Annotated in this window: 21 protein-coding genes; 16 read left to right on the plus strand and 5 right to left on the minus strand. The window is 68.7% G+C overall.

The annotated features are described in order from the left end of the window. Positions 1–95 precede the first annotated feature (95 nt). From pdxT to ruvB, 5 genes are all read left to right on the plus strand, one after another. Positions 96–719, plus strand: coding sequence for a pyridoxal 5'-phosphate synthase glutaminase subunit PdxT (gene pdxT / locus ACQP06_RS14475; protein ID WP_357084054.1), 624 nt, complete (start codon positions 96–98; stop codon positions 717–719). A 53-nt stretch (positions 720–772) separates the two neighbouring features. Further along, entirely contained in the window at positions 773–1,525 is a 753-nt protein-coding gene (locus ACQP06_RS14480; protein WP_357083651.1) for a YebC/PmpR family DNA-binding transcriptional regulator, read from the plus strand. Between the two features lie 171 nt (positions 1,526–1,696). Next, the gene (gene ruvC / locus ACQP06_RS14485) at positions 1,697–2,314 is read left to right on the plus strand and encodes a crossover junction endodeoxyribonuclease RuvC (protein WP_433673327.1); all 618 of its coding nucleotides are present in this window, start codon (positions 1,697–1,699) and stop codon (positions 2,312–2,314) included. Next, on the plus strand, positions 2,311–2,916 hold the full coding sequence (gene ruvA / locus ACQP06_RS14490) for a Holliday junction branch migration protein RuvA (RefSeq protein ID WP_433672680.1): 606 nt from the start codon (positions 2,311–2,313) through the stop codon (positions 2,914–2,916). Before ruvC ends, ruvA begins: the two co-directional genes overlap by 4 nt. A gap of 6 nt (positions 2,917–2,922) precedes the next feature. Further along, complete coding sequence (gene ruvB, locus ACQP06_RS14495) at positions 2,923–4,026, plus strand: Holliday junction branch migration DNA helicase RuvB (protein WP_433672681.1); 1,104 nt, start codon at positions 2,923–2,925, stop codon at positions 4,024–4,026. A 51-nt stretch (positions 4,027–4,077) separates the two neighbouring features. Here the strand turns inward: ruvB and ACQP06_RS14500 are convergent, their stop codons facing one another. After that, positions 4,078–5,046 carry an NADP-dependent oxidoreductase gene (locus ACQP06_RS14500; protein WP_433672682.1) on the minus strand — a complete coding sequence of 323 codons (969 nt, stop codon included), beginning with the start codon at positions 5,044–5,046 and terminating at the stop codon, positions 4,078–4,080. Positions 5,047–5,115: 69 nt separating this feature from the next. Here ACQP06_RS14500 and ACQP06_RS14505 point away from each other — a divergent pair, with 69 nt between their 5' ends. Further along, a complete protein-coding gene (locus ACQP06_RS14505; protein WP_433672683.1) occupies positions 5,116–6,099 on the plus strand; it encodes a GlxA family transcriptional regulator in 984 nt (327 codons plus the stop codon). Here the strand turns inward: ACQP06_RS14505 and ACQP06_RS14510 are convergent. Beyond that, positions 6,080–6,775: a FadR/GntR family transcriptional regulator gene (locus ACQP06_RS14510; RefSeq protein WP_433672684.1), complete on the minus strand. Its 696-nt coding sequence runs from the start codon at positions 6,773–6,775 to the stop codon at positions 6,080–6,082. The two genes, ACQP06_RS14505 and ACQP06_RS14510, sit on opposite strands and share 20 nt — an antisense overlap. Before the next feature lie 156 nt (positions 6,776–6,931). On the opposite strand from ACQP06_RS14510, the gene ACQP06_RS14515 reads away from it, so the two are divergent. The 3 genes from ACQP06_RS14515 to ACQP06_RS14525 are packed head-to-tail and all read left to right on the plus strand — an operon-like array spanning position 6,932 to position 10,742. Beyond that, positions 6,932–8,071 (plus strand): acetamidase/formamidase family protein, encoded by a 1,140-nt coding sequence (locus ACQP06_RS14515; protein ID WP_433672685.1) that lies wholly within the window; start codon positions 6,932–6,934, stop codon positions 8,069–8,071. A 32-nt stretch (positions 8,072–8,103) separates the two neighbouring features. Beyond that, on the plus strand, positions 8,104–9,267 hold the full coding sequence (locus tag ACQP06_RS14520; RefSeq protein WP_433672686.1) for an amidase family protein: 1,164 nt from the start codon (positions 8,104–8,106) through the stop codon (positions 9,265–9,267). 23 nt (positions 9,268–9,290) lie between these two features. Further along, positions 9,291–10,742 (plus strand): DUF222 domain-containing protein, encoded by a 1,452-nt coding sequence (locus ACQP06_RS14525; RefSeq protein ID WP_433672687.1) that lies wholly within the window; start codon positions 9,291–9,293, stop codon positions 10,740–10,742. A 404-nt stretch (positions 10,743–11,146) separates the two neighbouring features. Here the strand turns inward: ACQP06_RS14525 and ACQP06_RS14530 are convergent, their stop codons facing one another. Together ACQP06_RS14530 and ACQP06_RS14535 are read right to left on the minus strand one after the other, a co-directional pair. Further along, the gene (locus tag ACQP06_RS14530; protein WP_433672688.1) at positions 11,147–12,430 is read right to left on the minus strand and encodes an amidohydrolase family protein; all 1,284 of its coding nucleotides are present in this window, start codon (positions 12,428–12,430) and stop codon (positions 11,147–11,149) included. A gap of 80 nt (positions 12,431–12,510) precedes the next feature. Further along, a complete protein-coding gene (locus ACQP06_RS14535; RefSeq protein ID WP_433672689.1) occupies positions 12,511–13,194 on the minus strand; it encodes a GntR family transcriptional regulator in 684 nt (227 codons plus the stop codon). Positions 13,195–13,401: 207 nt separating this feature from the next. On the opposite strand from ACQP06_RS14535, the gene ACQP06_RS14540 reads away from it, so the two are divergent. The 7 genes from ACQP06_RS14540 to ACQP06_RS14570 all read left to right on the plus strand — a co-directional run bounded on the left by ACQP06_RS14540 (position 13,402) and on the right by ACQP06_RS14570 (position 21,505). Next, positions 13,402–14,145 (plus strand): sulfite exporter TauE/SafE family protein, encoded by a 744-nt coding sequence (locus ACQP06_RS14540; RefSeq protein WP_433672690.1) that lies wholly within the window; start codon positions 13,402–13,404, stop codon positions 14,143–14,145. Between the two features lie 61 nt (positions 14,146–14,206). Beyond that, complete coding sequence (locus ACQP06_RS14545) at positions 14,207–15,406, plus strand: amidohydrolase (protein WP_433672691.1); 1,200 nt, start codon at positions 14,207–14,209, stop codon at positions 15,404–15,406. Positions 15,407–15,615: 209 nt separating this feature from the next. Continuing rightward, positions 15,616–16,461, plus strand: coding sequence for an ABC transporter ATP-binding protein (locus tag ACQP06_RS14550; protein WP_433672692.1), 846 nt, complete (start codon positions 15,616–15,618; stop codon positions 16,459–16,461). Then, entirely contained in the window at positions 16,458–17,462 is a 1,005-nt protein-coding gene (locus ACQP06_RS14555) for an ABC transporter permease (RefSeq protein ID WP_433672693.1), read from the plus strand. The genes ACQP06_RS14550 and ACQP06_RS14555 overlap by 4 nt, the downstream gene beginning before the upstream one ends. A gap of 100 nt (positions 17,463–17,562) precedes the next feature. After that, entirely contained in the window at positions 17,563–18,696 is a 1,134-nt protein-coding gene (locus ACQP06_RS14560; RefSeq protein ID WP_433672694.1) for an ABC transporter substrate-binding protein, read from the plus strand. Between the two features lie 15 nt (positions 18,697–18,711). Further along, on the plus strand, positions 18,712–19,998 hold the full coding sequence (locus tag ACQP06_RS14565; RefSeq protein WP_433672695.1) for a purine-cytosine permease family protein: 1,287 nt from the start codon (positions 18,712–18,714) through the stop codon (positions 19,996–19,998). Between the two features lie 10 nt (positions 19,999–20,008). Next, positions 20,009–21,505, plus strand: coding sequence for an amidase (locus ACQP06_RS14570; RefSeq protein ID WP_433672696.1), 1,497 nt, complete (start codon positions 20,009–20,011; stop codon positions 21,503–21,505). A 74-nt stretch (positions 21,506–21,579) separates the two neighbouring features. Here the strand turns inward: ACQP06_RS14570 and ACQP06_RS14575 are convergent, their stop codons facing one another. After that, a complete protein-coding gene (locus ACQP06_RS14575; protein ID WP_433672697.1) occupies positions 21,580–22,158 on the minus strand; it encodes a DivIVA domain-containing protein in 579 nt (192 codons plus the stop codon). Positions 22,159–22,182 lie beyond the last annotated feature (24 nt).

Below are 22,182 nucleotides of genomic sequence, written 5' to 3' on the forward strand. Positions count from 1 at the left end.
ACATCCGGAGTGTTCACCCGAAAGCCCCAGCGGACACTCGTCCTAACGGAACCCTGACGCCCTGGGTGAGCAGGGCCACACGCCCCGGCAAACGTATGCTCGACGGCGTGAAACCGACGATTGGTGTGCTGGCCCTGCAGGGCGATGTGCGCGAACACCTGCACGCTCTCGAGGCCTGTGATGCGCGGGCGGTCCCGGTGCGCCGGGAATCCGAACTCGCCGCCGTCGACGGACTGGTCATCCCCGGTGGCGAATCCACCACCATCAGCAAACTGCTGGAAGTCTTCGAGCTGCTGGAACCGCTGCGGCAGCGGCTGCGCGACGGCCTGCCCGCCTACGGGTCCTGCGCGGGCATGATCCTGCTGGCCTCGGAGGTGCTCGACACCCGTCCGGACATGCAGGCCCTGCACGGCATCGATATGACGGTGCGCCGCAATGCCTTCGGCCGTCAGGTCGACTCGTTCGAGACCGATCTGGACTTCGCGGGCCTCACCGACGGCCCGGTGCGGGCGGTGTTCATCCGCGCGCCGTGGGTGGAGCGGGCCGGTGACGGCGTCGAGGTGCTGGCGCGGGTGCCGTCGGGTCCGGCCGCGGGCCGGATCGTGGCGGTGCGGCAGGGCAATGTCATCGCCACGTCCTTCCATCCGGAGGTAACCGGCGATCTGCGGGTCCACAAGCTGTTCGTCGACACCGCGGTGCGTCCGCGCGCCGGGGTCTGACGTACGCTCGAATGTCGGAAACCATTCAGCACCCTGAAACGAGGAAGTAGGGAATGAGCGGCCACTCCAAATGGGCCACCACCAAGCACAAGAAGGCCGGGATCGACGCGAAGCGCGGCAAGCTCTTCGCCAAGTTGATCAAGAACATCGAGGTGGCGGCCCGCACCGGTGGTAGTGACCCGGACGGCAACCCGACGCTGTACGACGCCATCCAGAAGGCGAAGAAGTCGTCGGTGCCCAACGACAACATCGAGCGCGCGCGCAAGCGCGGCGGCGGTGAAGAGGCGGGCGGCGCGGACTGGCAGACCATCATGTACGAGGGCTACGGCCCCAGTGGTGTCGCTCTGCTGATCGAATGCCTCACCGACAACCGCAACCGCGCGGCCGGCGAGGTGCGTCTGGCCGTCACCCGCAACGGCGGCAATATGGCCGACGTCGGTTCGGTGTCGTACCTGTTCTCCCGCAAGGGCGTCGTGGTGCTGGACAAGGCCGGGCAGTCCGAGGACGACATCCTCGATGTGGTGCTCGACGCGGGCGCCGAGGAGATCAACGACCTGGGCGACGAGTTCGAGGTGATCTCCGAGCCGAGCGACATGATCGCGGTGCGCAGCGCGCTGCAGAAGGCCGGCATCGACTACACCTCCGCCGAGTCCGGCTTCCAGCCGTCGGTCACCGTCCCGGCGGACGTGGACCTGGCCCGCAAGGTGTTCAAGCTGGTCGACGCGCTCGAGGACAGCGACGACGTCCAGAACGTCTACACCAATGTCGACATCAGCGACGAGGTGCTGGCCGAGCTCGACGCCTGACGCCAGCTTTCACGACGCGGGCCGCTTCCCTTCCCGGGAGGCGGCCCGCGTCGCGTTTCCGGGGTGCGAGTGCTGGATCCGGCCCCCGACCGGCCGTGTCGATGGACAATGTCGCGGCGGGGGTCCGTTAGACTCTCGAACAGTTGTTCGTTCACGGTGAGAGGGGTTTCGGTGCGGGTGATGGGCGTCGACCCCGGGCTCACCCGGTGCGGTCTGTCCATGGTGGTCGGCACTCTCGGCCGGCAGGTGTCCATGCTCGAGGTCGGCGTGGTGCGCACCCCGCCGGAAATGGATCTGGCGCAACGGCTTCTGCAGGTCTCCGACGCCGCCGAGGCCTGGATGGACAATCACCGGCCCGAAGTCGTCGCCATCGAACGGGTCTTCTCCCAGAACAATGTCCGCACCGCCATGGCCACCGCGCAGGCGGGCGGCGTGATCGCCCTCGCGGCCGCGCGCCGCGGCATCCCGGTGCACTTCCACACCCCGTCGCAGGTGAAGGCGGCGGTCACCGGCAACGGTTCGGCGGACAAGGCGCAAGTGACCGCGATGGTGACCCGTATCCTCGGGCTGTCCGTCGCGCCGAAACCCGCCGACGCCGCCGACGCGCTCGCCCTGGCCATCTGCCATTGCTGGCGTGCGCCCATGCTGGATCGCATGGCCAAGGCGGAGGCGATGGCCGAGAAGCAGCGGCGGCTGTACGAGGAAAGGCTTGCCCAGCAACGCGGTAACGGCCGTACTGCTGGTTCCCAGCGTGGTGAATCTCCGAATCGGAAGGCGGTAACGCGGTGATCGCGTCGGTACGCGGCGAGGTGCTCGAGATCGGGCTCGACCATGTGGTGATCGAGGCGGCGGGGGTCGGCTACCGGCTCAACGCCACCCCGGCGACGCTGGCCGGATTGACCCGCGGCGAGGATTCCCGCCTCTACACGACCATGATCGTGCGCGAGGACTCCATGACCCTGTTCGGCTTCGCCGACACCGAGGCGCGAGAGTTGTTCGGGCTGTTGCAGACCGTGTCCGGCGTCGGCCCGAAGCTGGCCATGGCGGTGCTCGCGGTGCTGGAGCCCGAGGCGCTGCGCAAGGCGCTCGCGGAATCGAACGTGACTGCGCTGACCCGGGTGCCCGGGGTCGGCAAGCGGGGCGCCGAGCGCATGGTGGTGGAGCTGCGCGACAAGGTGAATCTGGTTCCCGTGCAGTCCGGTCCGCCCGGATCGGGTCCCGCGCCCATGGTCACGCCGGTGCGCGAGCAGGTGGTGGACGCGCTCATCGGGCTCGGCTTCCAGGCCCGGCAGGCCGAGGGCGCGGTCGACGCGGTGCTCGCCGACGAGCCCGGCATCGGCACCTCCCAGGCGCTGCGCACGGCGCTGGGCCTGCTCGGCAAGAATCGATAACCGGTCATGGCAGAGGATTTCGACGACTTCGACGACGCGGATTTCGACGCGGACGAATCCAGCGTCACCGCGAGCTATCTGCAGTCCGACGGTGAGATCGAGGCCAGCCTGCGCCCGAAGTCGCTCGACGACTTCATCGGCCAGCCGCGGGTGCGCGAACAGCTGGCCCTGGTGCTGCGCGGCGCGAAACTGCGCGGCGGCACCCCCGACCACGTATTGCTGTCGGGCCCACCGGGTCTGGGCAAGACGAGTATGGCCATGATCATCGCCGGTGAACTCGGCACCGCTCTGCGCCTCACCTCCGGTCCCGCCCTGGAACGCGCCGGCGACCTGGCGGCCATGCTCAGCAACCTGGTCGAGGGCGACGTCCTGTTCATCGACGAGATCCACCGCATGGCCCGCCCCGCCGAGGAAATGCTGTACCTCGCGATGGAGGACTTCCGCGTCGACGTGGTTGTCGGCAAAGGCCCCGGCGCCACCTCGATTCCCCTCGACATCGCCCCGTTCACCCTGGTCGGCGCGACCACCCGCTCGGGCGCGCTGACCGGCCCGCTGCGCGACCGGTTCGGCTTCACCGGCCACATGGACTTCTACGAGCCGCTGGAACTGAAGCAGATCCTCGAGCGCTCGGCCCGAATCCTGGGTGTGCGCCTGGAATCCGACGCGGCCGCCGAGATCGCCGGACGTTCCCGCGGGACGCCGCGTATCGCCAACCGCCTGCTGCGCCGCGTCCGCGACTACGCGGAAGTCAAGGCCGACGGCCTCGTCACTCCCGAAATCGCCCATGCCGCACTGGCGGTGTACGACGTCGACTCCCTCGGCCTCGACCGGCTCGACCGCGCCGTCCTGAGCGCCCTCATCCGCAGCTTCAACGGCGGCCCGGTGGGCGTATCGACCCTGGCCGTCGCGGTCGGCGAGGAAGCGACGACGGTCGAGGAAGTCTGCGAACCCTTCCTGGTGCGAGCGGGTTTGGTGGCCCGCACACCCCGCGGTCGCATCGCCACCGCCGCCGCCTGGGAACACCTGGGCTTGGTCCCGCCCCCGGACCTGGTCTTCGGTTCCATCGAGGTGCGTCGGCACGAACCGCAGATGGACCTGTTCGAACCGTAGGGCGGTGCGGCACCGGCCGTCTCGGGGACGGCCGGTGCGCGTCGCGAGCCGTCAGTCCACGGTGAGGACCAATTTGCCGACGGTGTGGCCGGCTTCGCCCAGGGCGTGCGCCGCGGCGGCCTCGGCGAGGGGGAACACTCCCGCGAGGGTGGGCCGCAACGCACCGGTCTCGGCGAGCTCGCGCAGCGCGTCCATGCCCGTGTGATCGGCCTCGACGAGCATGACCGCGGCACGGACGCCGAGCTCCTCGGCCGCGGCCTTCACATGGTCGGCGCCCAAGGCGCGCAGCGTGACCAGGAGGCCGCCGGGGCGCAGCGTCCGCAGTGAGCGCAGCGCGTGGTCGGCGTCGATGGGGTCGAGAACCATGTCGATATCACGCAGCGTCTCGGCGAAATCGGTGGTGCGGTAGTCGAGTACCTCGTCCGCGCCGATGCTCCGCAGGAAATCGTGATTGGCGGCGCCGGCGGTGCCGATCACGTACGCGCCGCGGGCCTTGGCGATCTGTATGGCGAAGTGGCCCACGCCCCCGGCGGCGGCGTGGATCAGGACCCGCTGCCCGGCCACGACGTTCGCGGTGTCGACCAGGGCTTGGTAGGCGGTCAGGGCGGCCAGCGGGATCGCGGCGGCCTCCGGGTGCCCCAGATTGGCGGGCTTGCGGGCGAAGGCGCGGGCCGGTGCGGTGACGAATTCGGCCGCAGCGCCGTGCCCGTGCGGGTACGGCAGCATGCCGAACACTTCGTCACCGGGCTCGAACAGGGTGACGCCGACTCCGGTGGCGACGACCTCGCCAGAGACGTCCCAGCCCAGCACGTACGGGGGTGCGGGCAGGAACAGGCCCGCGCGGGCGCGGTGCGCCCAGTCGGTCGGGTTCAACGCGGTGGCGCGAACCCGGACCAGCAGCTCGCTCGGACCGGGCTGCGGCACCGGCACTTTCACCTCGTGCAGGACCTCGGGACCGCCGAGCACGTCCTGTCCGATGGCCGTCATGGTGGTGGGGAGTGTGTAGCCCTTGTCGCTCATGCCCTCAGCATGCCGAAAGGAGCCGATCCAGGAAATGGCATGATCGCCATTATTCGATAGGATCGTGCCATGGAGTCGGAGGTTGCTCGGCCGCATACCGTGGTGGTGCTGGCGCTCGACGGGGTGTATCCGTTCGAGCTCGGCATTCCGAACCGGGTGTTCGGGACCGCGGACGGGCGGTACCGGGTGATCACCTGCTCGCTCGACGGGCGACCGGTGCGCAGCAGCTCGGACTTCGATATCGCGGTCGCGCACGACGCGCGCGTGCTGGAAACCGCGGACACCGTGGTGATTCCGCCGTGCGACGTGACTCCGATCCTGGAACAGGGCCTGCCGCAGGCTGTTTCGGCGGCATTGGCCTCGATCCGTCCTGGTGCGCGAATCGTGTCCATCTGCACCGGCGCCGTCGTGCTCGCCGCGGCCGGACTGCTCGACGACCGGCCTGCCACCACCCACTGGAACCTCGCCGACCGCTTCCAGCGCGCCTTCCCCGGCATCCGCGTCGACCCCAATGTGCTCTACGTCGATGACGGCGACCTCCTGACCTCGGCCGGCGCGTCCGCCGGAGTCGACCTGTGCCTGCATCTGATTCGCGGCGACCACGGCAGCGAGGTCGCGAACGCCGTCGCGCGGCGCTGCGTCGTCCCGCCGTGGCGCGAGGGCGGCCAGGCGCAGTTCATCGAACAGCCGGTCCCGCCGCCGACGGCCGCGGGCACCGCCGAGGCCCGGCAGTGGGCACTGGAGAACCTGCACCGACCACTGACCATGGCCGACCTGGCCGATCGCGCACGCATGAGCGGCCGCACGTTCGCGCGCCGTTTCCGCGACGAGGTCGGGATGAGTCCCGGCCGGTGGCTGATCCAGCAGCGCGTGTTCCGGGCGCGCGAACTACTCGAATCCACCGAGCTTTCCGTGGACCGCATCGCCGGTGAGGTCGGGTTCGCGACCGGCGCCTCGCTGCGGCAGCACCTGCACGAGGCGATCGGCGTCGCACCGCTGGCCTATCGCCGCACCTTCCGGAGCGAGGCGGTGCTCACCGGCGTGGGCGGCTGACCTCGCGAACCTCGCGCAGGTGCTGTTCCATCGCCGCCGCCGCGCCCGGTCCGTCGTGGGCCGCGACCGCGGCGTAGATGCGGTGATGGCCGTCTATGGACAGGGCGCGGGCGTGGCGGGTGCGGTGGGAGAGGGCGCGGGTGCGGCGGGTCCAGTCGGTGGTCATGGTGCACAGGGTCACCAGCAGGGGGTTCTGCGCGGCGCGGGCGAGGAGGGTGTGGAATTCGATGTCGAGGCGCAGGGATTCGGCAGGGGAGAGTGAGTCGCTGGAGCGGGCCAGGACGTCGTCGAGGGACAGCAGGTTGGATTCGACGGCGCGCAGGGCGGCCAGCTCGGCGATCCGCGGTTCCACCAGGTCGCGGAGTTCGGTGGCGTGGCCGAGCTCGATATCGAGGTCCGCGAGCCCGCCCGCGAGATCACCTGCCCGGCGCGGGTTCTCGGTGACGGTGCTGCCCCGGCCCTGACGGCGTTCGATGAGCTGCTTGGATTCCAGCTCGAACATGGCCTGCCGCAACGAGGATCGCGACACGCTCAACCCGGCCGCCAGCTCCCGTTCCGGCGGCAGCCGATCCCCGGCCCGCAGTTCCCCGCTGGTGATCAAACCCTCCAGGTGCGCCGCGACCTCCGCGCTGACACTGCGTGCGCGCCGGCGGAGCGGCGGAATCGATGCCGTCACGCCCCGAGTCTAAATCGCTTCCCAGGCAGACCATTTCGGGTAGGTAAAACGGCAGTTACGTTAGGTTTCGTGGCCCCGCATCACCGGTCGGGCCGACTTATGGTCGGCAGATCGGATGGTCCGACCAATTCTGGCCGGGTAGGGAAGGTAGGGCGCGTGACGTCGATTGTGCGGGGGTTCGTCCCGGCGTTTCCGGTACTGCAACCGGGGGAGGGGATCGAGGGCGCCGGGTATCTGCCGGTCGACCCGTCAGCGGTGCTGTGGGGGCGGCTGCCGCGGGTCGGCGACAAGCCGGTCGCGACGGTGGAGGCGGGCGGGACCATTGTGATCGACACCGTCAGTCACGAAGGGATTCTGGAGGATCAGGGGTCCGATCCGCTGGCCTACTTCGGGCGGCACGGGGTCGAGCGGGATCAGGTGCTCGCGGATGCGATCGAGGTGGCCGGAACCCGTCGCCGGGACTCGCTGGCGGGGCCGCACATCGTGACCGGGCCGATCGCGGTCGCGGGGGCGAAACCGGGGGACCTGCTGGCGATTCGGATCGACGCGCTGGCGATGCGGGCGCCGTATGGTGTCGTATCCACCCGGCATGCACGTGGTGTCCTGGCGAATCGGGTGGGGTTCGACGGCAATTACGGACAGTTCTGCGCTGTCGAAGAGCGAGGCGGCGCTTGGTTCGGGACGATGCCACTGCATCCGGATCGGCCGGGAGAAGCCGGGTTTCCGCTGCACCCGTTCCTGGGCATCATCGGGGTCGCGACCGACACGGATACGCGGGTGTCCTCGGTGCCACCGGGGGCGCACGGCGGCAATATCGACATCCGGCGGTTGACGGCGGGGGCGACATTGTTTCTGCCGGTGCAGGTCGCGGACGCGCTGTTCTATATCGGGGATCCGCACTTCGCCCAAGGGAATGGGGAAGTGGCGCTCACCGCGTTGGAAGCACCGCTGCGGGCTACTTTGACCGTCGATGTGATTCCGGCGGTCCAGGTCGCGGCCGGGCTGGGGAGGGGGATCGGCCCGTTCGCGGCCTCGCATGGGCTGTTGATTCCGACCGGGTTGAGTGAGGATCTGAACGAGGCGCTCGAGCTGTGCGTCGGCAACGCCATCGAACTGGTGGTGTCGCTGTTCGATGCTGATCCGCAGCAGGCATATCTGTACCTCAGTGCCGCAGCGGATTTCAACATTTCGCAGGCGGTGGATCAGGTTCGGGGTGTGCACGGTGAGGTGCGGGTCGCGGACTTTGCGGGACATGCGGCCACCGAGCTGGCCAAGCGCGTGCTGGCGAGGGTGTGATGACGGCTGCACGCGAAATGCCCGGGGAGAGGGTGGAGTTCGATCCGCGGGTGTGGCGGGAATGGGGTGCGCCGCTGGTGGCCGCCACCGGTGACGGGCCGCTCAGTGGACACACCGTGGCGGTGAAGGACCTCTACGCTGTCGCCGGATACCCGCTCGGTGGCGGGGTTCCGGAGTTCCTGGGAGCGCCGAAGGACGCGCATGCGGCAGTCGTGTCCCGGTTGCTCGCGGCGGGGGCGGATATCACAGGAGTCGCGCACACCGATGAATTCGCCTACAGCATCACCGGCGGCAACGGGCGGTATGGGATGCCGATCAATCCCGCTGCTCCGCAGCGGATTCCGGGTGGATCATCGAGTGGGTCGGCGGTGGCGGTCGCGCGTGGGGAGGTCTGCGTGGGGTTGGGGACCGATACAGCGGGATCGATTCGGGTTCCCGCGGCATATCAGGGCCTGTGGGGGATGCGGACCTCGTACGGGAGCATCTCCACCATGGGACTGCTGCCGCTGGCAGAGTCCTTCGACACCGTGGGCTGGATGACACGGGACCTGGACACGCTGCAATCCGTGGCGGAATGTCTACTACCCAAGCAGAATTCAGGCCCGTACGAGCTCATCGTCGATCCCGACCTGTGCGCGGTGGCCGATGACGAGGTCGCGGAAGCCGGCGTGAAGGCGGCCAAGCGGCTCGGCGCAGTCGACTACCACCTGAATGCGGACCTCGAATCCTGGTTCACGGCGTTCCGGAAGGTTCAGGCGTTCGAAGCCTGGCAGAACCATGGCGCGTGGATCTCGGCGCATCCAGGGGCGTTGGAATCGGAAGTGGGAGAGCGGTTCCGAATCGCATCGACGGTTACCGTAGAGGAGGCATCCGCGTCGCGCGCGGTGCTCCAGGACGCGGCGGGAGTACTTCGGGACGCCTTGCGTGGGCGGTTTCTCGTGTTGCCGACGGTCGCCACGCTTCCGCCGCTTCGGGTGGCATCGGCTGGGGCGTTGGAGTCGGGACGGACGCGGACGTTGCACTTGACGTGTTTGGCGTCAATTGTTGGCGGGCCCGCGATTAGCTTTCCATTGACGGAGATCCGGGGAATTCCAAGCAGTTTGTGTTTGGTTGGGGCGCCCGGTATGGATTGGAGTTTGATTTCGATGTTAGGTGAAACAGTAAGGGATACTGGACATTTCGGGTTCCCAGAGTGATTGCACGGGAGTAAAATGGAGGCATGGATTCGATGGGGGTGACACTCGACGACTGCGGTATCGCTGAACTGGCGGCCGCGGTCTCGACCCTGTCGGAATCCATTCAGGGTGGGAAGATGTCGGGGTTTTCCGACGAGGACATTGTGACGTTGATGCAGAGGATTGAAACCTGCAAGCGTCAGCTCGCCGCGTTGGATACTCCGCTGATTGTCGAAGCGGGAGAGCGTTCGCTGCATTCACGTAGCGGGGCCGGGAAGATGGTGCCGTTCCTGCGCCACACCCTCGGGCTCTCCCGTTACGACGCGTCGGTGCGGGTGAAGATCACCCACCACTGTGGCGAATTCGTGCAGCAGACAGGGCACGTCGCCCCGCCCGTGCTTCCGGTGACTGCCCAAGCCTTCACCGCGGGCGATATCTCGCGTGATCACGTGCGCCACATCATGGACGTGATGAACCACCTGCCCGTCGACGTGCCCACCGAGGCGCGGGCGGAGGCAGAGCAGATCCTGGTCGACTACTCGCGTAATGGGTGGCCCGATGACTTGTTGAAGATCGGGCGTGACATCCTCGCCCGCTTGGATCCCGATGGGAAGGTTGTTTCCGACGCTGACCGTCGCCGCCGTCGCGGGATCACGCTGTGTCGTCCCGGTGTGGATGGGATGACGCGGATCGAAGGGTGGATCACTCCTGAGCTGCGTGCGTGCTTGGATGCGGTGTTCGCGAAGCTCGCGCGGCCTGGGATGTGCAATGTCGAGGACCCCGAAAGCCCCTCCGCGACCGGTGGATTCATCGCCGATAGCGTGCTCGATGCTGCCGCGCGTCGTGATCGTCGTGATGCCGGGCAGCGGACCCACGACGCTTTGCTGGCGTTGGTGCAGCCCGGGGTGAACATGCGGACCCTGGGCATGCACCGTGGCCTGCCCGTCGAGGTCGTGCTCACCATGAGCCTCACCGACCTCGAGAACGGCACCGGCGTCGCCACCACCGCGTCCGGCACTCAGATCTCCATCAACGAAGCCTTGAAGATGGCCGAAGGGACCCGACCGGTGATCGCGGTCCTCGACGGGGACGGGATGCCGTTGTTCCTGCGTCGCTCCCGCCGCACCGCCAACCGCGCCCAACGCCTCGCGCTCCTGGCCCGCGACAGGGGATGTACTCGACCGGGTTGTGAACAACCCGCCAACATGTGCGCCGCCCACCACGTCACCGACTGGGCCACAGGCGGGCCGACCGACATCAACAACCTGACATTGGCGTGCGACCACTGCCACGCGCTGGTCAACGACAGCCCCGATGGCTGGAAAACCGTTGTGATGGGTAAAGATTCGCCCCACCCCGGTCGGACAGGGTGGATTGCACCGAAGAGTGTTGATCCCACCGGCACCCCACGCGTCAACGACCGCCATCACGTGGGGCAGGCGATCGCCGCTGCCATCGATTCCAGCTGCCGAACGTGGCGCTCACCGGCAGCATGACACCGAGCTGCTCGTCTCCTGCCGGCGTGCGCAGAACAACGGGGAGTGTGGTCACCTCACCTGCTCTGCCGGACCTGGGCTGACGCCGGGCTGGGATCCGCTACCCGCCGACCCCAGCCCACAGACCGCACGCATCACCTTCTCGAGACCAAAGCCTCGAGACCCTGTACGCCGGCCACCCCCCCAAACCTCTGTCGCGTCGGCCGTCCACCGAAAGTCCCTGCTCCCCAACGAGTCCTTGCATCCCGAGCGCCCGCCCAATTGCTTGTACCCGAACACCGGGATGCTGCGCGGCCGAGCCGTGAGGGGGGCTGGTGAGTGAGCGGCCCTCGTAAACCGGCCACCCTCTCTTCCTTCTCCAGGCGTGTTTATCTTTGGTCTCTTATCTTTCGGTCATTTGGTCTTCAGGGTTCCGCCGCAGCTCCGACGACCTCCCGAATTCGAGTAGTCCGAGCCGTCAACCGTCCACCCTTGAACACGTAATTACGATCAGGTCGGTCGAGCAGAGCGTCAGCAACGCGATACGTCGACAACACGACGAGATCAGCCACAGCCCCGATCCGCACCCCGTAACGATCCGCGATCCCAATGGTCCGAGCAGCGTCGGTAGTGGCCATCCCGAGAATCCGGTTCAAGTCCTCGGGCCCCGACAGATGCCCGGTCTGAGCCAGAAACAGCCCGATATCGAGCATGTCGGCATTCCCATACGGAGTGAACGCATTCCGGATGTTGTTGGACGAGTAGGCGGTGGTGACCCCTGCCTCCCACAGCTCGCGAATCGGAGCGATCCCACGACGTACGTTGGTGGCGTCTGACCGCCCGCCCAGATGCATGTCGGTCGCAGGCAGCGGAACCACCGAGATCCCCGCCGATGCGAGCCGTTCCAATGTCTGGGTGCGATCCGCCGGAGACCGCCCGGCCAGGGAGGTCATGTGCCCCAGCGTGACTCGACCATGACGGCCTGTGAGTTCGGTGACCGAGGCGATGTAGTCGGCCATGGCGTACCTCGGATCGGTGGCGTCGTCCGCGAAGTCGGCGTGGATGTCCAGCGGTACATCGAAATCGGCGGCCAGGTCGAAGATGAGGTCGATGTGGCGGCGGCAGTCCTCCACGCTGCGTTCGTTGTATGCGCAGCCGCCGAGGACGTCGGCTCCCGCGTGCAGGCTTTCGCGGAGCAGGTCGAGGGTGCCGGGGGATTGGAGGATGCCCTCCTGCGGGAAGGCGACGATCTGGAGCTCCAGGCGGTCTCGGTACTCTTCGCGCAGGTCGAGGAGCGCGTTCACGCCGCGGAGGCCGACGATCGGGTCGACGTCGGGGTGGGCGCGAATGGCGGTGGTGCCGTTGGCGATCGCCATGTCGAGCACGCGGCGGGCACGGTCGCGGATGGCGGCCACGGTGAAGCCGCGTTTGAGTTCGGCGGTGACGCTGATGGCCCCGGCGAGAGTGCCGTCGGGGTTGGACTTCTCGGCATCCAGGAGAGCCTTGTCCAGGTGGAGGTGGGATTCGACGAGGCCGGGGATGACCACGCGTCCGGCGCAGTCGATTTCCTCGACGCCCTGATCCGGCAGTCGGGGTCCGATCGCGACGATGAGGCCCTCGGAGACCGCGATGTCGACCAGGTCCGTGTCGTCGGCGATGCGGGCGGCTCGCAGCAGTAGATCCACCTGGCGCGGACTCGAATCCGTCATGGCTACCTCCCGGAACGAAGTGACTTCGTTTGTATACGAGAGCCGTGTTTCGTTCGGGTGTGGCAATTGCTTCCCCGGTGTTACGAAGCGCGAGCCGAACCGGACTGTGGCGCAGGGGCTTCGGTGCGCTGCCGGAACCGGTAGGCGGTGGCGGCGTGGGCGATGTGGGAGGTGACCACGGCGGCGGCGCGATCGGGGTCACCGGCTTCCAGGGCGGCGCAGATCTGTTCGTGCTCGTGCCAGGAATCGGAGGCGCGGCGGGGGAGTTCGACCGAGTAGACCCAGGCGATCTTCCAGCTCAGCTGCATGATCAGCTGGGCGAGCAGGGTGCTGCCGGATGCTTCCGCGAGGACCTCGTGGAAGCGGCTGTTGAGGCGGGCGAGCTCGTCGAGGCGGCCCGCACGCACGGCATCCTGGCCGAGGGCCGTGAGCTCCTTGAGGCGGCCGAGTTGTTCGGGGGTGCGCCGGACGGCGGCACGGGAGGCGCACAGCGGTTCCAGGCGGGCTCGGATCTCCAAGAGGTCCGCGGCCTCGTCCTCGGTGAGCGCCGCCACGAAAACGCCTGCGTAAGGCCGTGACGAGGCGAAACCCTCGGCTTCCAAGGTGCGCAGCGCCTCCCGGACGGGAACCCGGGACACCCCGTAGCTCTCCGCGAGCGCGTCTTCGGTGAGGCGCTGGCCGGGGGCGTAAGCGCCGCGAATGATGTCGTCACGGATGGCGCGACACAGCTGTTGCGGTGTCATGCGCCCGGCGGTGCTGGTCACGGCAGCCTCATCGGGGATTCGGTGGAGCGGGAAGTTGCATACGATCCATCGTGGCCTCGGCCGACGGGATGTCGCAAATCTACTGTATCCGCCGGAAAGTCACTGGATGGCCGCCGTCTTCGCGGGTCAGGCTGCGCCACAGTGGTTTCGGGTCGCCGTCCTGCGGCGGTTTGTATACGATGCGGCCATTCTGTTCGGAAGGAACTCATGGATCCCGCGCATCTCGTGCTCCTCTTCGCCGCTGGATTAGGGGCGGGCGTCTGCAATGCCATCGCCGGGGGCGGCAGTCTGCTGTCGTTCCCGGCGTTGCTGGCCACGGGGCTGCCGCCGGTCACGGCGACGGTCACCAACTCGGTATCGGTCTGGCCCGGATATCTCGGCGGGGCCGCCGCGCTGCGCAAGCGGCTCGACGAACACCGCACTCTGGTCCCGGGACTCATCCTCACCGGCGTCGCGGGGGCCACCGGCGGAGTGATCGCGCTGCTGGCCGCGCCGCCCAAGGTGTTCGCGGCACTGGTGCCCTACCTGATTCTCGCCGCCACCGCTCTGTTCGCGGCGCAGCCGCTGGTCTCGCGCAAGCTGTCCGAGCGCGGCGGGGACTCGCGGCTGCGCTTGTTCGCGGGCGTGTTCCTCGGCGCGGCCTACGGCGCGTACTTCAATGGCGGCATGGGGATCGTGCTGCTCACCGCGCTGGCCCTGGGGATCGATGCCTCGATCACCCGGCTCAACGGGTTGAAAAGCCTCCTCACGCTCACGGTTTCGAGTACCGCGGTGATCGCGGTCGCCCTGTTCGGGCCCGTGGAGTGGTGGGCGGTCGCGGTACTCGCCCCGGCCTGCCTGCTCGGCGGGGTCATCGGCGCCCGGGTGGCGGATCGGCTGCGGCCGGGGGCCTTCCGGGCGGTGGTCATCGTGTTCGGCGTCGGGGCGGGCGCGGCCATGCTGCTGTCCTGACCGGCTTTTCCTGTCGTGACTCCGCTGTTCTCCCTCTCCTACGACACAGGTGGTGCATCACATGAACGATCTCCTGCTCCGCGGCGGCCGGCCCTGGACGCCCGGTGCGCCGGTCACGGTCGCCGACATCCTGATTCGCGACGGGCGGATCGCCGCGATCGGGGCCGGGCTCACCGCCGACGGCGTCGAGTCCGTGGATCTCGCGGGAGCACTGGTACTCCCGGGACTGGTGGACTCGCATTGCCACCTCGACAAGACCATGTACGGCGGGCCGTGGGTGCCGAACACCGGCGGGGGCACGCTCGCCGGGCGGATCGCCAACGGTGAGGGCCGCCGCGACGAACTCGGGCTGCCGAGCGCCGACTACGCGTCGAACCTGCTGGGGGCCATGGTGTCCGCGGGGACCGCGCACGTACGCAGCCACATCGACATAGATCCCGACGTCGGGTTGCGCGGCGTGGAAGCGGTGCGGGCGGCCGCCGCCCGGCACACGGATCGGGTGGATGTGCAGCTCGTGGCTTTCCCCCAGGGCGGGCTGCTGACCCGGCCGGGTACCGCCGAACTCCTCGAGGCGGCGCTGGCCGACGGGGTGGAGGTGGTCGGCGGACTGGATCCCGCGGGCTACGACGGGAATCCGAACGGTCAGCTCGATGTGCTGTTCGACCTCGCCGAGAAGTACGGCGCGGGCATCGACATCCACCTGCACGATCGCGGCGCGCTCGGCGCCTGGCAGTACGACCTGATCGTGGCCCGCACCAAGGCCACCGGGCTGGCGGGGCGGGTCACCATCAGCCACGCCTACGCGATGGGCGAGCTGGAACCCGGCGAGCAGCGGCGGATCGCGGAAAGCCTCGCCGAAGCCGGGGTTTCGATGGTCACCTGCGCTGTCGGGAGCGCGCCGGTGGTGCCGGTCCGGGTCATGCACGCTGCCGGAGCCGGGCTGGCCCTCGGCAATGACGGCATCCGGGACCTGTGGACGCCCTACGGCGACGGCGACATGCTGCGCCGGATCATGCAGGTGGCGTTCCGGGATCGCTTGGTCTTCGACGAGGACATCGAACTGGCCTTGGCGGCGGGCACCTACGGCGGCGCCGCTCTGCTCGGGATCGAGGACTACGGGCTGCGGGAGGGTGCGACCGCCGACCTGTTCACGGTGGACGCCGAAACACCGGCCGCAGCCGTGGTTTCCGTGCCGCCCCGCGCTCTGGTCGTGAAGCGTGGCCGCGTGGTCGCGAGGAACGGCGGGCTCGCCGACAGCTGACTATCCCGCCCCGACCGGCCGCCGACCGCAGCGTGTACCCCGCGTTGTCTGCTCGGCGGCCGGTCGCGTTGTCTGCGCCGCAAGGGGTTTCGGATCCGGTCCATCGGCTGGGTAGGAATGGACCCCACCCGCACGGGATATCGTATACGAAACAAGCGCGTAATCGCCTGGACCGCATTCGGCAATGAGTGGCCGATAGAACTGTGGACATGCGCACCACCGCCTCAACCACCGTCAAAGGTCAAGGCCCGGACGGGAATACGGAGACCGCAGCGGGCGGCAACGTATACACCGACTCTGCCCTGGCCTTTCACCACGTCGGCCTGACCTTCGAGAACGGAACCCACGCGCTCGACGGCATCGATATCGCCATCCAGCCCGGGGAATTCGTTTCGCTGGTCGGCCCCTCCGGCTGCGGTAAGTCCACGCTGCTGCGACTGGCCGCCGGGTTCGAGAAGCCCACCGCCGGAAAGATCTCCATCGCGACCGGCAAGCTCGGCTATGTCTTCCAGGAGGCCACCCTGCTGCCGTGGCGGTCGGTGCTGCGGAATGTGGAACTACCCGCCGAACTTGCCGGCGTGGACAAGGCGACTCGCCGGGCCGCGGCCCGTGAGGCGCTGGAGCTGGTCGGGCTCACCGGATTCGAGAACCACAAGCCGGCGCAACTCTCGGGCGGTATGCGGATGCGCACCTCGATCGCGCGCGCACTGACCGGAGCGCCCGAGCTGTTCCTGTTCGACGAACCCTTCGGCGCTCTCGACGAGATCACGCGCCAACGGTTGAACGAGGAGGTGAGCGGGCTGTACCGGCGCTCGGGATTCACCGGGGTGTTCGTGACCCATTCGGTCGCCGAAGCGGTGTTCATGTCGACCCGGGTTGTCGTGCTGACCGGGCGGCCCGGACGAGTAGCGGCCGATATCGCGGTGCCGCTGGACTTTCCGCGCTCGCCGGAGCTGCGGTACTCGGCCGAGTTCGGTGCGGTCGCGGCGGAGGTTTCGGCGGCGTTGCACGACGCCGAATGGGGCACCGCCCGGACCCTGGGGAGGGCAGCGTGACCGCCGCCGCTGAGAGCGAGATTGTTGTGCCAGGGCCGGACGAGCCGATCATCACATCCGAGGCAGGCGACCCGACGACTGTGCGCGAGGTCGGCGATCTGACGACGTCGCCCGAGGGCGGAGATGCGGCCACGGCATCGGAGGCGGACGGCCATACCGCCGCGCCCGGAGAACTCGGGCAGCCCGTGCGCCGACTGCGGAAACTTCGCTGGCCCTTCGCGATCGCGCCGGTGCGGGTATTCGCGCCGGTCCTCGTATTCGTACTGGTCATGTCCGCGTGGTCGATCGCCAGTCACTTCCTGATCGCGCCGGAATCGCGCTTCCTGCTGCCGCCACCGGAAGCGGTGGTGTCCAAGGGCCTGCTCGACGCCGCCACCCGGGCCGAGATCCTGCAGGCGCTGGGCGCGACCGTGCAGATCGCCCTGGTCGGCCTGGCGATCGCGATCGTGCTGGGCGTGGCGTTCGCGGTGATCATGAGCCAGGCCCGCTGGGCGGAATACTCCCTCTACCCGTATGCAGTGATCCTGCAGACGATTCCGGTGCTGGCCGTGGTGCCGCTGTTCGGGTTCTGGTTCGGCTACGAGTTCGGCAGCCGCGTCATCGTCTGTGTGATGGTGTCGCTGTTCCCGGTCATCACCAACACGCTGTTCGGCCTGAAATCCGTGCAGGCCTCCGAACACGACCTGTTCACCCTGCACGGCGCCAATCGCTGGCAGCGCCTGGTCAAGCTGCAACTTCCGGCGGCCCTTCCGGCCATGATCTCCGGTTTCAAGATCTCGGCGGGCATGGCGGTGATCGGTTCCATCGTCGCGGATTTCTTCTTCCGTCAGGGCAACCCGGGCATCGGCCGCATGATCGACGTCTACCGGCAGCGGCTGGCCACCGAGGAACTGCTCACCTCGCTGCTGCTGTCCTCACTGGTCGGGCTGATCCTGTTCTGGATCTTCGACTTCCTGGCCGGGCGGGTGGATCGCGCCCACGGCAAACGCGCTCGCCGCTAGCGGGACCCCCACCATCACCCAACCCCCTTGTCTCCCAACCCCTCTGTGTCTCAAATCCCCACCGTGTCTCAACCCCACTGTGTCAACCCAAGGAATGCTCGTGAAGAAACGTGTCCTCGCCGCTGCCGCGCTCGCCGGCAGTGTCCTGCTCACCGCCGCCTGCGGTGGCGGCGCATCGACTCCCGCCCCGACGGGCAAGGGCGCGCTGGCCGGTGTCTGCCCGTCCACCGTCGTCATCCAGACCGACTGGTTCGCGACGCCCGAGCGCGCGGCCGCCTATCAACTGGTCGGGCCGAACGGCACCGTGGACGCCAAGAAGGGTGCCTACTCGGGTCCGCTGGGTGATGCCGGGGTGAATGTCGAAGTGCGCCTGGGCGGTCCGTTCCTCGGCGGCCAGCCGGTGGCGGCCCAGATGTACCAGGACAACTCCATCACCCTGGGTCTGGTGCCCACCGACGAGCAGGTCCGGGCCCGGGCCAAGTTCCCGCTCACCGGCGTCTTCGCCTCACTGCAGAAGAATCCGCAGATCGTCATGTGGGATCCGGCCACCTACACGGTGAACTCGTGGAAGGACGTGGCCGCCACCAACGCCCCGATCCTGTACTCCGAGGGCAAGATCTACATGGACTACCTGATCGCGAATAGCGACGTGAAGAAGGAACAGGCCGACGCCTCCTACGACGGCACGCCCAGCCGCTTCGTCGCCGAGCACGGGCGGGTCATGCAGCAGGGGTACGTCTCGAATGAGCCCTACCGCTGGCAGCACGACGTCAAGGGCTGGCTCAAGCCCACCGGCCACCTGCTGGTCGCCGACGCCGGCTACGAGGCCTACCCGCACGCCTGGTCGGTCCGCTCCGGTGAACTCGACAAGCTGCGCCCCTGCCTGCAGAAGCTCGTCCCCATGCTGCAGCAGGCCCAGATCGACTACGCCACCAACCCCGAACCCACCAATCAGGCCCTGCTGAAGATCGCCCAGGGCATTCCGGACGGCCCGCCCATCACCGCCGGCGGCAACACCGATTCGGTGAAGGTGCAGCTCGCCGAGAAGATCATCGCCAACGGTCCCGGCAACACCCTCGGCAACTTCGACCTCGACCGCGTCACCCGCGCCATCGCCCAGGTCACCCCGCTGCTGCGCGCCAAGGGCCGGGAAGTCCCCGACAATCTGACCGCCAAGGATCTGGTGACCAACGAATTCATCGATCCCGCAAAGGGTCTGAAGCAGCAGGGCTGAGGTCGAGGGAGAACCATGTCGAATCACGAGTACGAGCACGAACCGGTCCCGGCCGCGGCCCGCCGGGACCTGCTCTCGGTCGCCGCGGTCTGGGCCGGCTTCCCGATGTGCCTGGGCAACGCGGTCTTCGGCGGACTGATCGTCTACAGCCAGGGCATGGGCCGCGGCATGCTGGCCATCCTGCTCGGCAACCTGCTGCTGTTCGGCTATATCGGCACCCTGAGCTGGATCGGCGGACAGACCGGCCGCAACTTCTCACTCCAGGCGCGGCGTGCGTTCGGTGACCGCGGGCGCGCGGTAGCGGTCGGCTTCCTGGCCACCGTAGTGATCGGCTGGTTCTCCTATCAGGTCGGCTTGACCGGCACCACCCTCGAAGGCATGTACGGCTGGAGTCCGCTGTGGGGTGGGCTGCTCGGCGGAGTGTTCTTCGTCCTGCTCACCCTCGCCGGAATCCGCGCGCTCTCGCTCATCGGCCTGATCGGGACGCCACTGTTCCTGATCATGGCCGGTCTCGCACTGTATTACGGTCTCGGGCACGGGCATTCGCTGTCCGGCGCGTTCGGATACGCGGGCGGCGGTGGCCCGCTGGGCTTCTGGGCCTGCGTGAGCATCGTGGTCGGCGGCTTCGCCGACTCGGGCACCATGACCGCCGATTTCACCCGCTGGGCCCGCGACGGCCGAGCGGGGCTGGTGGCGGCGGCCTCGGCTTTCCCCTTCGCCAACTCCATCGCCTTCCTCATCGGCGGACTGGTGGTGGCGATCGGCGGGGCCGCCGACCCGGCGCACGACGGCGGCGCGTTCCTGGGCCTGCTGGCCGGGCACGGGGCGCTCATCACCGGACTGTCGGTGCTGTTCGTGTTCGCGAATCTGGGATCGGTCGCGGCGCACTGCCTCTACAACGGCGCGGTGGGGTGGGCCGGGATCACACCCCTGCGGATGCGGCCGCTGGCGGTGGCGCTCGGCCTGATCGGCACCGTGGTGGCGCTGACCGGAGTCTGGACGCACATCGTCAACTGGCTGGTGCTGCTGGGAGTGGTGGTGCCGCCGATCGGCGCGGTGCTGATCGTCGACCACCTCCTGGCGCGCCGCCGCGAGGTGGCGCGAGCGGGAGTGCGGCCGATCGCGTTCGCGGCGTGGGGCATCGGAGCGGTGGCCGCGTGGCTGGCGCACGACCACTTGCCGGGTTCGGTGGACGCGGTGATCGGATTCGTCACCGCCGCCGCGGTGCAGGCCGTGGCCGCCGTGCTGCGGCCCGCCGCCGAACCGCTGCCCACGGTCACCTCACCCTCCGTCGCGGCCTGAGAAGGGCGCGGTGAATTCCGCCGAGCGGGACGAACTGTGCTTCCTCCCGGCCACCGAGCTCGTGGCGCGGATCCGGTCGCGGGAGCTGTCGCCGCTGGAGCTCACCGACGCGGTTCTGGACCGCATGGGGAAAGTGGATCCGCTGCTGCACGCCTTCTGCACGCCCACGCCCGAGCTGGCCCGGCGGCAGGCCCGGCGGGTGGCGGACGATCTCGTCCACGGCCGGGATCCGGGACCGCTCGCGGGTATCCCCGTCGGTATCAAGGACTTGCTGTCCACCAAGGGGATTCGCACCACATCCGGGTCATGGGTGTATCGCGATCACATCCCCGACGTGGACGACATCGTCGTCGAGCGGGTGCTGGCGGCGGGCGCGATCTGCCTGGGCAAGACCAATACCTCCGAATTCGGGTACAGCGCCACCGGACTCAATCCGCTCTTCCCGGCCACCCGCAATCCCTGGGACACCGCGTTGAGCCCCGGCGGTTCCAGTGCCGGATCGGCCGCCGCCGTCGCGGCCGGGCTCGGGCCCGCGGCGCTGGGCAGCGACGGCGGGTGCTCGGTGCGCGCGCCCGCGGCCCTGTGCGGGCTGGTCGGGGTGAAACCCTCCATGGGCCGGGTGCCCGTCTACCCGGGCTGCCGGGACGAACGGCTACCCGGCGTATCCGGTTGGGAGAGTGTCGAGCACATCGGCCCGCTCACCCGTACCGTCGCCGACGCCGCGCTGCTGCTGTCGGTGCTCGCGGGCCCCGACCCACGCGATCGGCATTCGATTCCGTGCGGCGACGTGGACTGGATCGCCGCGGCAGGTGACGGCGGCGCACGCCCGGACGCGATGGCCGGGCTGCGGGTCGGGTTCAGCGCCGACTTCGGCTATCTGCCCGTCGATCCCGTGGTGCGCGCGGTGGTGGAGCGGGCCGTGCGCGAGGTCGTGGCGGGGCAGCTCGGCTGCCGTGTCGAACCGGTGCGACCCGGCTGGTCCGACCCGGCCGCCGCCTTCTACGCCCTCATCATGGCCGAGTCCGACCTGAGCGGCATGCGGGCCATGGCCGATACGCACGCCGACCGGATGTCCCCGCATCTGGTCGCCTGGTTGCGCGGGCCGTGGACGGCGCAGGATCTCACCGACGCCAATATCGCGCGCAAGGCGCTGGTCAACGCGATGGCCCGGCTCATGCGCGATCACGACGTCCTGATCACCCCCACCACCGCCGTCCCGGCCTTCCCGGTCGGCCTGCACGGCCCCGGAACCATCGACGGCACACCGGTTTCCGACTCCACCTGGATCGGCTTCAACTATCCGGCCAACCTCACCGGCCAGCCCGCCGTCAGCATTCCCGCGGGCTGGACCGCCACCGGACTGCCGGTGGGGCTGCAGATCATCGGCCGCCACCTCGCCGACGAGACGGTCCTGCGGCTGGCCGCCGCTATCGAGGCCGTCGCGCCCTGGGCGCACCGGCGACCGCCGATCAGCACCGCGGCCGCCGAGCCGGCGATACGCGGATGACGGTCGACGGCCGGTGCGGAGCACCGAAGCCCGGACGCCTTCGCCGCTCGGCTGCGGCGGCGGAGCTTCCGTGATCAGGAATGAGTGTGTGGCTGGTGCGGTTCCGCGCACACCGCTTCGAGCCGGCGGACCACCAGATCGAGGAAGGCGTCGACCTCTTCGAGGTGATAGGCGGGATCGCCGATGGGCGCGAGGTGGAAGGTGATGGCCCGGACCTCGTCCGCGGTCAGGCCGTTGGGGCCGTGATGGGCGAGGGTGGCGGCCAGGCGGTCCAGGAACACCCCTACTTCCTCGGCTCGATAGCCGCGGAAACCGTAAGGGGGAGTGGAGAATTGGATCTGCAGGACGTCCTCGGGGGTGAGCTGGTCATGGGTGCGGATCACGGGCTGGTGGGTCCGGCCCAGGCGTAGGTACTCCAGTTCCATGCACAGCCGGTCGAGGAAATCGTCGACCTGTTCGATGTCGTAACCGGGTTGCCCGGGTGGGGGGCCGTCGAATTCGACGAGCCGGATATCGGCGACGGTCAGATGGTCGTGGCCCGCCATGGTGTCGGCGATGCGCGCGCAGAAGGCGTCCACCTGGGCGGGGTGGTAGCCGTGCGGCCCGTGCGGTGCGGGGCCGAACCGGCGGCGGCGGACGTCCTCGGGGGTCACTCGGGCCATTGTGCCAAGAGCGTC

This window comes from Nocardia sp. CA-136227 (assembly GCF_050955695.1).
Taxonomy (GTDB): domain Bacteria; phylum Actinomycetota; class Actinomycetes; order Mycobacteriales; family Mycobacteriaceae; genus Nocardia.

Coding starts and splice junctions, on each gene's coding strand:
- ACQP06_RS14550 (WP_433672692.1), top strand. CDS start 15,616: ATGCGCACCACCGCCTCAACCACCGTCAAAGGTCAAGGCCCGGACGGG.
- ACQP06_RS14565 (WP_433672695.1), top strand. CDS start 18,712: ATGTCGAATCACGAGTACGAGCACGAACCGGTCCCGGCCGCGGCCCGC.
- ACQP06_RS14530 (WP_433672688.1), bottom strand. CDS start 12,430: ATGACGGATTCGAGTCCGCGCCAGGTGGATCTACTGCTGCGAGCCGCC.
- ACQP06_RS14525 (WP_433672687.1), top strand. CDS start 9,291: ATGGATTCGATGGGGGTGACACTCGACGACTGCGGTATCGCTGAACTG.
- ACQP06_RS14545 (WP_433672691.1), top strand. CDS start 14,207: ATGAACGATCTCCTGCTCCGCGGCGGCCGGCCCTGGACGCCCGGTGCG.
- ACQP06_RS14500 (WP_433672682.1), bottom strand. CDS start 5,046: ATGAGCGACAAGGGCTACACACTCCCCACCACCATGACGGCCATCGGA.
- ACQP06_RS14480 (WP_357083651.1), top strand. CDS start 773: ATGAGCGGCCACTCCAAATGGGCCACCACCAAGCACAAGAAGGCCGGG.
- ACQP06_RS14505 (WP_433672683.1), top strand. CDS start 5,116: ATGGAGTCGGAGGTTGCTCGGCCGCATACCGTGGTGGTGCTGGCGCTC.
- ruvB (WP_433672681.1), top strand. CDS start 2,923: ATGGCAGAGGATTTCGACGACTTCGACGACGCGGATTTCGACGCGGAC.
- ACQP06_RS14540 (WP_433672690.1), top strand. CDS start 13,402: ATGGATCCCGCGCATCTCGTGCTCCTCTTCGCCGCTGGATTAGGGGCG.
- pdxT (WP_357084054.1), top strand. CDS start 96: ATGCTCGACGGCGTGAAACCGACGATTGGTGTGCTGGCCCTGCAGGGC.